This window comes from Phenylobacterium sp., from assembly GCF_031412415.1.
Classification (GTDB): Bacteria; Pseudomonadota; Alphaproteobacteria; order Caulobacterales; family Caulobacteraceae; genus Phenylobacterium.
Map to the genome: position 1 here is coordinate 1 of NZ_JANOCX010000004.1, position 11,721 is coordinate 11,721.

The window sequence follows — 11,721 nt, forward strand, 5'->3', positions numbered from 1 at the left end:
GGGCTTGGCCGACGCGGACAAGATCTTCTACTCCGCCGCTCCCGGACCCGGGCTGCCGGTGGTCTATTTCGGCTCCAAGACCGGCCGCGACGGCATCCACGGCGCGACCATGGCCTCGGCCGAATTCGACGACGCCTCCGACGAGAAGCGCCCCACCGTCCAGGTCGGCGACCCCTTCGCCGAGAAGCTGCTGATCGAGGCGACCCTGGAGCTCATGGCCTCAGGCGCCGTGGCCGCCATCCAGGACATGGGCGCGGCGGGCCTCACCTCCTCCTCCGTCGAGATGGCGGGCAAGGGCGGCGTGGGCATCGAGCTCGACCTCGACATGGTGCCCCAGCGCGAAGAGGGCATGAGCGCCTACGAGATGATGCTGTCGGAAAGCCAGGAGCGGATGCTGGCCATCCTCAAGCCCGGCCGCGAGCACGATGGCGAGCGCATCTTCAAGAAATGGGGCCTGGACGCCGCCACCATCGGCTGGACCACCGACACCGGTCACATGGTGCTGAAGCACAAGGGGGAAATCGTTTGCGACGTGCCCCTGGCGCCGCTGTTCGACGACGCGCCGCTGTATGACCGTCCCTGGGTGGCGACCGAGCTGCAACCCCGGCTATCGCCGGACGCCGTGCCCGAGCCCGCCGACTACGCCGACGCAGTCCTCAAGCTGATGAGCGCGCCGGACATGGCCTCGAAGCGCTGGCTCTGGGAGCAGTACGATCGCCACGTCATGGCCGACACCCTGGAGGACAGCGCCACCGGCGCCGACGCCGGGATCGTTCGGGTGCATGGGACGAAGAAGGCCCTGGCCGTCACCTCCGACTGCACCCCGCGCTACGTCCAGAATGACGCCTATACGGGCGGCAAGCAGGCGGTCGCCGAGGCTTGGCGCAACCTGACCGCCGTGGGCGCCGACCCCGTCGCCATTACCGACAACCTGAACTTCGGCAATCCCGAGCGCCCGGAGATCATGGGCCAGATCGTCCGCGCCATCGACGGCATGGCCGAGGCCTGCCGTGTGCTCGACTTCCCGGTCGTGAGCGGCAATGTCAGTCTCTACAACGAGACAAATGGTGCGGCCATTCCTCCGACGCCCACGGTTGGCGCGGTGGGCCTGCTGCCGGACTCGAGCCTCCGCGCGGACTTCTCAGGCATGAAGGCCGGCGACGCCCTGGTGCTGATCGGGGCGACCCGCGGGGAGCTGGGCGCCAGCATGTACCTGCGCGAGATCCTCGGCCGCGAGGACGGCGCCCCGCCGCCGGTGGATCTGGCTCTGGAACGCAAGACCGGCGACTTCATCCGGAACCTGATTCTATCGCGTCAAGCTGTTGTCGTGCATGATCTTTCAGACGGCGGCATGATCGCGGCCGTGGGCGACATGGCGCTGGCGTCCAAGGTCGGGGCACGTCTGACGATCCCCGGTGGCATCCCGCCTCATGCGGCGCTGTTCGGCGAGGATCAGGCCCGCTACCTGCTGGCCGTCGCCGATGGCTACAAGGTGCTCGCGGCGGCCAAGGCCGCGGGCCTCCCGGCGGCCATCGTGGGCCAGGCTGGCGGCGAGGACATCGCGGTCGACGGGGTCTTCACCCTGCCCCTCGCCAAGCTGCGCGAGGCCAATGAGGGATGGATGCCGGGCTATATGTCCTGACCGACGCATCCAACGCGCCGGCTCAGCGTAGTGTTCGGGTGAACCGGAGATCCGCCTTGAAGACCGCCCTGACCCTCGCCCTGCTGTTGCCGCTCGCCGCCTGTTCGACCCCGGCCAAGAACTCCGGGTTCCTATCGACCTATGACGGCCTGACCACGAAGCCGGGCGCGGCGCGCGCCAGTGTCGCCATCAAGCCCGCCGGACCCGATATCGCGGCGCTTCGCAAGGTCGCCCTGCAACCGACCGTTATGGCGCAGGCCGCCGCCGCGAGCTGGATGACCCCGGTTGAGCGTGATCTGCTGTTGCGCGAGATCGACGCCCAGCTCTGCTTCGAGCTTTCCGAGCGCTACGAGATCGCCGCGAGCGATGCGCCCGACGCCGCCCAGGTCCGGGCGGCGGTCGTCGCTGTCACGCCCACCGGCCGGGTCGGATCGGCCGCCGCGGCGGCGGCGTCGTTCTTTGTTCCCGGTCCGATCGGAATTCGCGCGCCAGGCACGCTCGGGACGCTCAGCGCCGAGGCCGAGATGCTGTTAGGCGGCCGCCAAGTCGCCGCCCTGAGTTGGAGCCGCACCGCCATGGCGCTCGGGACGGATGACCCGTCGCTGAGCCGCGTCGGCGACGCCCTGCAGTTCGCCGAGCCCTTCGCAGACCAGGCCGCCGCGGCCATGACCGCCCCCGGCGTCAAGTCGCCGGGCCCCGCCAAGCCCGACCCCTGCGCCGCCTACGGGCCACGCTTCCGGCCCGAGGGCGTCCTGGCGGGCTTCGCCACCGGGCTGTACGTGCCTGAGATGAGCGGGGCGAAGAAGGCCGATGAGTAGATCGATCCCGGTCCTGTGCTTTGAACGCGTACGGTCTGGGTAGACGTTGCTCCCCGCCGCGATCTAAGCGCGTGGCGTGAAACCGTCACTCGAGCGCCACCGCTAGCCTGGCCCTGAGCTCCGCACCTTCGATTGCAGCTGTAACAAGCGCGGAGGCTGGTGCCGGCGAAGCCGGATGCCCCACTTCGAGCTCCCCGCGCTAAGTAGGCTCTGCCTTCGTCTTCGGCTTCTCATCGGGGGCCGGCGCTCCGCCGGCGGGCTCGGACGGCTGGCCCTTGGAGGCGGTGCTGGCAGCCTCTTCCTTTTGGGCCGCTCCAAGGGCGTACACCGTCAAGTCGACGAACGAGACCTTGTTCTCCGATGCGATCCTCTTGAGCTTCGTGAACGACGTGCTGACATCAGTCGGTACAGTGCATCCTCGCTGGCTCTTCAGCCATTCGGCTTGACTGTCCAGCGACGTCTCATCATTCGGACGCGACCAGTCGATTATATAGATGTGGAAGGGCACCTTCCGATCGCCGCACACGATTGGGACCGTGAAGCGCTTCATGTTGTTCGCCGTTTCACTTCCGTAGCGCGCGCGCAAGTCGGCGAGCTCAGTTGGCGACGCAGGCGCCACGAGGTCAGCCGCGAGCAGCTTCGCTAAATCGTGGGCGTAGCCCCAATAGTTCGGGGCATAGACGGCGTGGCGCGTTTCCAGGTCGCTACTGAGATCGAAGGCCAGAACCTCGCGCAAAAGTCCTGCGGCTCGCGCCGGATCGCGCGGCACGGCCTCGCCACGCGCCAGGGCCTGACCGACCGAACCTGTGCCCTCAGGGCTTCCGGCGGCTCGCGCTCGTTCGTAGAGCGCGTAGGCGGCGGTGGGCGACTTGTCGACACCCTTTCCGGACTTCAGGAGCCGGGCCGCCGCGAGCATGCTCGCCGCATCACCGGCGTCGGCCGCCTTTGAATAGGCCGCGTATGCGGCGACGGGATCGGCTTCACCAACCACCCCTTCGGCGTACATTTGGGCGACAAAGCGCCAGCAATGGCCGCACCCGGCGTTCGCGGCCCGGACGTAGATGGAAAGCGCCCTGTCGGGCGCCTTGTCGCTCCCATCGCCCTTCACGCCAAACTGGAAGTCATTGGCGTAGGCCTCGATCGAACTGAAGTCGCCTTTCTCCAACCCTTTCTCGAAGTATAACCGGGCCTTCTCCTTGTTGCGCATCCCGTAGTCATCATTGTTGTAGATCCAACCAAGATTTGACCAGGCTTGGCCTGAGCCCTTCTCGCCCGCCCGGTTGAGCAAGCGGATCGCCTCCTGGATGTTTTTGTCGACCCCAGTGCCGTCTCGATAGGAGATCGCGAGATTTCGAGTGGCGCTTGGAGAGTTCAGGACGTCGCCGACCCTGAACCAGTGCGCGGCCTCCCTGTCGTTCTTAGGGCCGCCGACAGTACAGCAAAGGTAAACGCCGAAGGCCGAGGCCGCGCGCCCGCTTCCTCGGGCGACCGACAGCCTTAGGTACTGGGCGGCCTTCTCCAGGTCCTTTTCTGCGCCTCCGAGTCCGTCCCAGGTGGCGAGACCCATGAGATACAGCGAGAAGCCGTCGCCAGCGTCCGCCTCCTGACGGATCTTGGCCAACGGTCGACGCGCCAGGGCCTCCTTCAACAAGATCCGGCCGTCGTCGCCTCCGGCGATCCGATCAAGGCCCACAAGCTCGGCAATATCGCCGCTGCGCGTTGTCTTCTCACCTGTCGCCTCTTGAGCGCTGGACTGCACGATCGCCGCGCCAAGGGAGGCGACTTCCGCTCCCGATACGGGCGTCTCGAATAGGCGCAGCGAGCTTGATCCCTTGCTGTAGGGGCGTTGACGGGCCAACGCCGGGTTCGTTGCAAAGCGGTCTTTAACCCCCTCAAACACCTGCGTCAGCGTACGGTCGGGAGTCCTCAACTCCGCCGCGAGGGCGACGGCGTAGGGGCCGTTGGCGCCGCGGCCGTCGGCGGCGGTTTGGCCGGCCATGGCGGAGAACGCGATTACCGAATTCGGCCCCGTATCACTGCCTGTGAGTTCGGCCAGGCCTGGGCTTCCGCCGAACGGATTGTCCCGGCAGGCATCAATGATCACCACCAGGTCGTTGGCTCTCGACCGGCTCAGCTTGTTCACAAACAGCTGCGCATTAAAGCCTTGATCATCGTAGTCGCCTGGCGTCGCCGCCTGACCAAGTAAATCGATTCCCCTAGGAAGTAAATAGTTAACGTTTTCCAGCTGAACCGCGTGTCCGGCGAAGTATATCATGACAAATGCATCGGGGTGCGCCTGCACCTTGTTGTATAGCTCGTTCAGTGCATTTCGGATCTGCCCCTTGGTCGGATTCGGAAGCAACTGAATCGCGTCGTCCCTGAACCCGATCGACCGTAGCGTCTTGGCGATCAGGTTCGCGTCATTGACGGGATTTGGAAGGGAAGCCTCTCGGCCATAATCGGACACGCCAATGATGAGCGCGAACCGCTGCTGCGCCGATGCGGCCGCTGGGCACGACACCACGCTAGCCATCAGCAGGATCGCTGTCAGGGCGCGAAGTATGGTTGAGACTGTCAGTCGACGGGATTGGACGTGGGTCGAGAGGGCGGCGACGGAGCTTGTGTTACAAACCATTCGAGGCCCTTTGCGTAGTCGGGATTGTTTTCACGCCGAGTGTTTATGTACGGCTCGAAATTGCGCCAGAAGAGGCGTGACTCCGCTCCGCCGAAGTAGCCGAGCGCGACCTCGCTGGAGCACACGCGCTCGCGCACGCAGGTGCGCAGACCTTCGAAAAAGTCGACGACTGTGTCGATGTCTGCGTGGAGCTTTGGCTCGAGGTCCAAAATCGGATTCAATACTGCAGCGTGCTGCTGTTCGTTGGACAATTGAAGCCGGTTGAACTGATCCGCATAGGTGCGAAGCGTGTTCGAAATGTCCTGCCGCGCGTCAGCGACCCGTCCATCCTCATATCGCTTGATGTAGTCCATGGTGTGCGTCGTCGCGGTGCCGCTCAGCAACGACGAATACTGCCAAACCGCGAAGGCGCCGGCGCTACCAATCGCAAGCGATTTCCACAATCCAGGCCAATTCGCTTCGACCTTCCAGATGCCGTCCAACGCCTTCTTGATCGAAACCATCACGGACCGGGTGGGCAGCGGGATGTGAAGTCGAAGACAAAACGCCCGGAATCCGCCCGCACGCTACGCGCGTTGCGCGCCAAGCAACTCACCTGCCACTTCGTGAGGACATAGACCGGCGAGTTGTCGCCGGGCTTACCTTCGCGAACCGGGATCACCACGGACGTGTTCCGTGCCTTGCCGTTGGTGGAATTGCAGGTGACGGGATCTAGCTGAAAGAATACCAGCGAGGCTGACTCGTTCTCGAGAACAGGTCTTTGGCGCATCAGGCACTGCCAGCGCGCCTCATCCAGATCGAGTCGTTTGGTGCAGGCCTTACAGACTTCTTGGGCCGAGGCTGGGCTCTGCGCCAACAGCATGAACACGGCCAGAATGATCGTCTTTCGCCAGCCCATGCCACGCCCCCGCGCCTGCAATTCATCAACCTAGAGTATTGCATAGAATTTTGAGACGTCACGCTGGAAACCGGCCTACTCAGCCGCCTCGGAGGCTTCCAACCCCTAGTTCGTCGCCGCCTCCAGCATTCGCAGGCAGGCCGCGGCGAAGGCTTCCATGTTGGCGGCTCGATCATCGGACTCCGTCTCCACGGTGACCACCATCTCGACGGGCCCCGAGACGGCCACGCAGGTGTGGCCCGCCGCGTCGCCATAGGGATTGCCCGTCGGCCCCGCCGCGCCCGTCTCGGAAATCCCCCAGGTCGCGCCGTACCGCTCCCGCGCGTTGCGGGCCAGCAGCAGGGCATAGGGTTCGCTGGACGATCGCATGCCGGCCAAGGCTTCGCGCGGAATGTCGGTCAGCAGCACGCGCGCCTTGGGTGTGTAGACCACCGCCCCGCCCATGAAGTAAGCCGAGGCGCCCGGCACCGAGAGCAGGGCCGCGGAGACCAGGCCACCGGACGAGCTCTCATTGACCGCCACGGTTTCCTTGCGGTCCTTCAGGCGCTGTCCCAGCACCGCGGCCTGAGCCATCAACGCTTCCATTACGATCGTCTCCCCTCGCGGTCTGGCCGCTGGTTTTTCTTGGCTTCCGTACGCCTGCGCGCCCATGATGCCCGCCAATTAGAACGACCGCTATTCTCGGGAGGATATTTTCATGGACGCCCAATCTCAGTGGACGGGGCTAGACGCCGGCCGTCTGGAACGCATTACCGACCATCTCGAACGCAACTATATCGGCCCGAAGAAGATCATGGGCTGTCAGGTCGCCGTCGCCCGGCACGGCCACGTCGCCTATCAGAAGTCGTTCGGCTCCATGGACCTGGAGCGGAACAAGCCGATGGCCGACGACGCCATCTTCCGCATCTATTCGATGACCAAGCCGATCACCTCGATCGCGCTCATGACCCTGTATGAAAAGGGCTATTTCCAGCTCAACGACCCGGTCAGCCGCTTCGTCCCGTCCTGGAAGAACCATCGCGTATGGGTCTCAGGCGAAGGCGCCGAGATGGTCACTGAGGCGCCCAGGCGTCCGGTCTCGTTCCGTGACGTCCTCAGCCACACTGGCGGCTTCACCTATGGCGGCGGTCTGCCGGGCGTCGGCCTGCAACACCCAGTGGACAAGATCTATCGCGAACTGAAGATCCGCAGCGCCGGTTCGACCGACAGCATGGCGGGCTTCCTGGATAAGCTCGCCCAGGTCCCCCTGCTCTATCACCCCGGCGAGCGCTGGATGTATTCCCTGGCCACCGACATCTGCGGCGCCCTGGTCGAGGTGATATCCGGCAAGCCCTTCGCCCAGTACCTCCAGGAGGAGATCTTCGGCCCCCTCGGCATGGTCGACACCTCGTTCTTCGTGGCGCCCGACAAGATCGACCGGTTCTGCGCCAACTATCAGCGCGGCCCCGACAAGCAGCTCAAGCTGATCGACGATCCGGCGACCAGCGCCTTCACCGGCGACCCGGGCTTCAAGTCCGGCGGCGGCGGCCTGACCGGCACCACCGCCGACTATCTGCGGTTCTGCGAGATGCTGCGCCGGGGCGGGGAGCTGGACGGCCATCGCATCGTGGGCCCGCGCACGCTGGAGCTGATGCACATGAACCATCTCCCAGGCGGCAAGGACCTGACCCAGATGGCCATCGGCGGCTTCTCCGAGACCGCCAACGAAGGCGTGGGCTTCGGCCTGGGCTTCGCCTCGACCAAGGATCAGGTCTCGACCGGGTCGCTGGGGGCCGGCGACTATTATTGGGGCGGCGCGGCCTCAACCATCTTCTGGGTCGATCCGAAGGAAGATCTTTCGGTGGTCTTCATGACCCAGCTCATGCCGTCGGGCACGTTCAACTTCCGCGGGCAGTTGAAGAGCCTGATCTACTCGGCCATCGTCGACTGACGGGAAGGCTCTGGCGCGGGGACGTCGATGGATCTGCTGGTCAATATCGACGTCCCCGACCTGCCTCGGGCCATCGGCTTCTATACCGACGCCTTCGGGCTGACGGTCACGCGGCGCTTCGGCGACGGCGGCGCGGAGTTGTCGGGTTGGCCGGTGAAGATATATCTGCTTGAAAAGACAGAAGGTTCTCTGGGCGCCGGCCAGGAATCCCGCCGCTACACGCGCCATTGGACGCCGGTCCACCTGGACGTCGTGGTGGACGACATCGAGACCGCCTTCATTCAAGCCGTCGCCGCCGGAGCCCTTCCGGAGAGCGAAATCCGAACCGAGATCTGGGGCAAGATCGTGGTCATGGTCGACCCGTTCGGCCACGGCGTCTGCCTGATCCAGTTCCTCAATCGCGGCTATGACGAGCTCGCGCCGCGCCTGGGCGATCCGGCGGCCTGAATCCGGCCGGCCGACGTCGTCGAACCCAAGGGAAATCCAAGGGTTGTTAAGCTTTATGGCACACAACTTTTCTTCGACCGGAGCAATCCCATGCCCATGCCCATCGCCGAACTGGAGCGAAGTCTTCGCGAGGCGTTCCCCGACGCCCAGATCCAGGTCGACGACCTGGCCGGCGACGGCGATCACTACAAGGCGAAGATCGTCTCGAAGGCCTTCGCCGGCCTGACCCGTGTGAAGCAGCATCAGCTCGTCTACGCGGCCCTGAAGGGCCGCATGGGCGGCGAGTTGCACGCACTGGCCCTCGAAACCGCAGCCCCGGCCTGAGAGGAGTTCCATGCGCTATCGGCCCTTCGGCGTAGCAGGTAAGGCGGTGTCGGCCGTCAGCCTGCTGCTGCGCGAAGCGCCGAACATGAGCTCGCCGCAAGCCTGGCGCACCCTGGTCTTCTCCGCCATGGAGAACGGCATCAACTGTTTCGAGGTCGCCGCCGGCCTGGACGTCGCGGCCCTTGGTCTGGGCGAGGCGCTCAAGTCTGTCGAGCGGCGCCTGCTGTTCCTGAGCTGGCGACTGCGCGGCGATCCGCGCGGCGTGCTGACCGCCCAGGCCATCTCCCAGAGCATTCGCAGCGGCTTGCAAAAGACCGGGGCGGGCTATTTCGATCTCGTGACCATGGACGAGACGGCCTACGAAACCATGGCGCCCGACGCCCTGGAGCACCTGAACCAGCTCAAGGCGAGCGGCCTCTGCCTGCAGGTCGGCGTCGTCGGCGACGGTGCGGCGGTGGATGAAGGTATCCGCAGCGCCGCTTTCGACGTGGCCAACACACCCTTCAGCCTCACCTCGGACTGGCAGGCGCGCCGCCGCATCCGAGAGGCCTCGGCGGCGAACATGACCCTAGTGGCCTGTGAGCCCTTCCCCGGCGGTCTCGGCCGGGCCCAGACAGCGCCGACGGGACGGGGTCTGCTGGGCCGCCGACCCGAGCCCTTGGCCGGCGCGGGCACCTACGCCTTCCTGCACGACACGCCCGGCTGGACGGCCGATGAGATCTGCCTGGCCTACTCCCTGACCGAGCCCACCTTCGCCACCATCCAGCTCGAGCTTTTTCGCACTGAAGCCATAGAGCGAATGGCCGCGGTCACCGACAAGGACCTGCCCACCGGCGTGGCCGCCCAGATTGAGATGGCCCGGTTCGGGGAGATCGCCGATCGTCGCAGGGCCTAGCGTCAGGTCGCGCCAGCCTTGACCGAAGGCCCGGCCATCCCTAGCTCTCTGGCGACAACTCCGCCGAAAAGGCCCGCTAAGCCATGACCGACACCACGATCGACAATCCCGCCCACGCCTTCATCGCCAAGACCGTGGCCGAAAACCCCGTGGTGCTGTTCATGAAGGGCGTGCCCGAACAGCCGCGCTGCGGTTTTTCGGCCCTGGTGGTCCAGATCCTCGACCACCTGGGCGCCGACTTCATCGGCGTCGACGTCTTGCAGGACGACGGCCTGCGTGACGGGATCAAGACCTTCACCGACTGGCCGACCATTCCTCAGCTCTACGTGAAGGGCGAGTTCGTCGGCGGTTCGGACATCATCCGCGAGATGTTCCAGTCGGGCGAACTGAAGCCCCTGCTGATCGAACAGGGCGTCCTGGCTGCGTGAGCAGGCTCCTCGAGCCGCCGCCCGGCCGACAGGTCTTCACCCGCGACTTCACACCGTCCCCGTCGGACATCGACGAGAACGGCCACGTGAACAATGTCGTCTATGTCCGCTGGATCCAGGACATGGCCACCTCGCATTGGCGCGCCCTGCAGCCGGACGAAGAGCAAGCCTCCTGGGCCTGGATCGTCCTGCGCCATGAGATCGACTACCGCCGCGCCTTGATGCCCGGCGAGACCGCGACGGCGCGAACCTGGGTGGCTGAGGCCCCCGAGGGCCCGCGCTTCGATCGCTTCGTGCGCATCGACGGCCCCGACGGCGCCATGTGCGCCCAGGCCCGCACCGTCTGGTGCCTGGTGGACGCAAAGACCGGCCGCCCCAAACGGGTGACGCCGGACATCGTGGCGCGCTTCGTCTAGGCGGCAAAGCAAAAGGCCCCGGATCGCTCCGGGGCCTTCGCTAATCTTGGTCGGGTTCGGCGGCCGGTTAGGACGCGTAGAACTCGATGACCAGGTTCGGCTCCATCTTCACCGGGTACGGGACCTCGGAGAATTCCGGCGCGCGGATGAACTTGGCGGTCATGGCTTTCGCGTCGACCTCGACATAGTCCGGCGTGTCGCGTTCGCCCGACTGCAGGGCTTCCAGCACCAGGGCCATGTTCTTCGACCGCTCGCGGACGGAGACGATGTCGCCGGCCTTCACGCGGTAGGAGGCGATGTTGACCCGGTTGCCGTTCACCAGCACGTGGCCGTGGTTCACGAACTGACGGGCCGCGAACACGGTCGGCACGAACTTGGCGCGGTAGACCACCGCGTCCAGGCGGCTTTCCAGCAAGCCGATCAGGTTCTCGGAGGTGTTGCCCTTGCGGCGCGCGGCCTCGGTGTAGGTGCGCGAGAACTGCTTTTCGGTCAGGTTGCCGTAATAGCCTTTCAGCTTCTGCTTGGCGCGGAGCTGCAGGCCGAAATCGGAGACCTTCTGCTTACGGCGTTGGCCATGCTGGCCGGGGCCGTAGGAGCGTTGATTGACGGGGGATTTCGGGCGACCCCAGATGTTTTCGCCCATCCGCCGGTCGATCTTGTACTTCGCCGAGTGGCGCTTCGACATACGTCGTCTCTCTTCATAGTCGACCCAAGCCGGCGCCCCCGATAGTGGGAGCGCGATTTCAACGGCGGCGTTCAGGTCACCCGTCATAGGTTCGCGGGCCCGCACGGTTTCCCGGCGGCGCGAAGGGGCGGTGTATGACGGCGGCGGGGCGGAAAGTCAATCTCGCCCCAGCGGGGAGCCTGCTTTGCGAGGCTAGGAGACGGTGGGATAGTCGGCCTCCGGAGCCTGATATGACCCAATTCGCTCGCCTTGCCGCCTTTTCGGCCCTGCTCACGATCCTCGGCGCGCCCGCCGCGTGGGCCGAGACGTTCGAGCCCGATCCTGGTCTGGTCGCCGCCGACACCTGCATGGCCAACGCCCTGGTGGAGTCCGGCTTCCAAGGTGTCATCCGGATCGAAACCCCGCCGGACCAGGATCGTTCGCTAGCCGACTGCGATCTGGAGGCCGAGACCCTGTGGGTGGCCGAGTATCGCGCCGCCGCCGGCCCCTGCGTCGCCGATCGTCTACGCGACCTGGGCTATCTGGGCGGCTTCCGCGAACCCCGCGGCGGACTGTCTCGCGATGAGGCGGCCTGCGCGCGCCCGATAGTCGCCCCGCCTCCGC

Annotated in this window: 14 protein-coding genes; 9 read left to right on the top strand and 5 right to left on the bottom strand. The window is 65.6% G+C overall.

What is annotated here, in order from left to right:
* Nucleotides 1–1,642 (top strand): phosphoribosylformylglycinamidine synthase subunit PurL (gene purL, locus RMO04_RS00060; protein WP_309642757.1); only part of this gene is annotated, 1,642 nt, incomplete at its 5' end.
* Nucleotides 1,643–1,698: 56 nt separating this feature from the next.
* Nucleotides 1,699–2,460, top strand: coding sequence for a DUF3313 family protein (locus tag RMO04_RS00065; protein WP_309642758.1), 762 nt, complete (start codon nucleotides 1,699–1,701; stop codon nucleotides 2,458–2,460).
* Between the two features lie 199 nt (nucleotides 2,461–2,659).
* On the opposite strand, the gene RMO04_RS00070 is transcribed toward RMO04_RS00065, so the two are convergent.
* The 4 genes from RMO04_RS00070 to RMO04_RS00085 all read right to left on the bottom strand — a co-directional run bounded on the left by RMO04_RS00070 (nucleotide 2,660) and on the right by RMO04_RS00085 (nucleotide 6,578).
* Nucleotides 2,660–4,993: a DUF2610 domain-containing protein gene (locus tag RMO04_RS00070; protein WP_309642759.1), complete on the bottom strand. Its 2,334-nt coding sequence runs from the start codon at nucleotides 4,991–4,993 to the stop codon at nucleotides 2,660–2,662.
* A gap of 41 nt (nucleotides 4,994–5,034) precedes the next feature.
* Nucleotides 5,035–5,598, bottom strand: a complete 564-nt coding sequence (locus RMO04_RS00075; protein ID WP_309642760.1) for a hypothetical protein — start codon at nucleotides 5,596–5,598, stop codon at nucleotides 5,035–5,037.
* Complete coding sequence (locus RMO04_RS00080; protein WP_309642761.1) at nucleotides 5,598–5,993, bottom strand: hypothetical protein; 396 nt, start codon at nucleotides 5,991–5,993, stop codon at nucleotides 5,598–5,600. Before RMO04_RS00080 ends, RMO04_RS00075 begins: the two co-directional genes overlap by 1 nt.
* Before the next feature lie 105 nt (nucleotides 5,994–6,098).
* Entirely contained in the window at nucleotides 6,099–6,578 is a 480-nt protein-coding gene (locus RMO04_RS00085; protein ID WP_309642762.1) for a CinA family protein, read from the bottom strand.
* Between the two features lie 112 nt (nucleotides 6,579–6,690).
* Here RMO04_RS00085 and RMO04_RS00090 point away from each other — a divergent pair, with 112 nt between their 5' ends.
* The 6 genes from RMO04_RS00090 (at nucleotide 6,691) to RMO04_RS00115 (ending at nucleotide 10,433) form a co-directional block, all read left to right on the top strand.
* Nucleotides 6,691–7,923: a serine hydrolase domain-containing protein gene (locus tag RMO04_RS00090; RefSeq protein WP_309642763.1), complete on the top strand. Its 1,233-nt coding sequence runs from the start codon at nucleotides 6,691–6,693 to the stop codon at nucleotides 7,921–7,923.
* Between the two features lie 27 nt (nucleotides 7,924–7,950).
* Nucleotides 7,951–8,370: a VOC family protein gene (locus RMO04_RS00095; RefSeq protein WP_309642764.1), complete on the top strand. Its 420-nt coding sequence runs from the start codon at nucleotides 7,951–7,953 to the stop codon at nucleotides 8,368–8,370.
* 90 nt (nucleotides 8,371–8,460) lie between these two features.
* Nucleotides 8,461–8,694, top strand: a complete 234-nt coding sequence (locus RMO04_RS00100) for a BolA family transcriptional regulator (protein WP_309642765.1) — start codon at nucleotides 8,461–8,463, stop codon at nucleotides 8,692–8,694.
* 10 nt (nucleotides 8,695–8,704) lie between these two features.
* Nucleotides 8,705–9,589, top strand: coding sequence for an aldo/keto reductase (locus RMO04_RS00105; RefSeq protein WP_309642766.1), 885 nt, complete (start codon nucleotides 8,705–8,707; stop codon nucleotides 9,587–9,589).
* An 83-nt stretch (nucleotides 9,590–9,672) separates the two neighbouring features.
* Entirely contained in the window at nucleotides 9,673–10,017 is a 345-nt protein-coding gene (grxD, locus tag RMO04_RS00110) for a Grx4 family monothiol glutaredoxin (RefSeq protein WP_309642767.1), read from the top strand.
* Nucleotides 10,014–10,433 (top strand): thioesterase family protein, encoded by a 420-nt coding sequence (locus RMO04_RS00115; protein WP_309642768.1) that lies wholly within the window; start codon nucleotides 10,014–10,016, stop codon nucleotides 10,431–10,433. The genes grxD and RMO04_RS00115 overlap by 4 nt, the downstream gene beginning before the upstream one ends.
* A 67-nt stretch (nucleotides 10,434–10,500) precedes the next feature.
* On the opposite strand, the gene rpsD is transcribed toward RMO04_RS00115, so the two are convergent.
* Nucleotides 10,501–11,118 (bottom strand): 30S ribosomal protein S4, encoded by a 618-nt coding sequence (gene rpsD, locus RMO04_RS00120; RefSeq protein WP_254836338.1) that lies wholly within the window; start codon nucleotides 11,116–11,118, stop codon nucleotides 10,501–10,503.
* Between the two features lie 230 nt (nucleotides 11,119–11,348).
* Here rpsD and RMO04_RS00125 point away from each other — a divergent pair.
* Nucleotides 11,349–11,721: hypothetical protein (locus RMO04_RS00125; RefSeq protein WP_309642769.1), on the top strand; the 373-nt coding region annotated here is incomplete at its 3' end.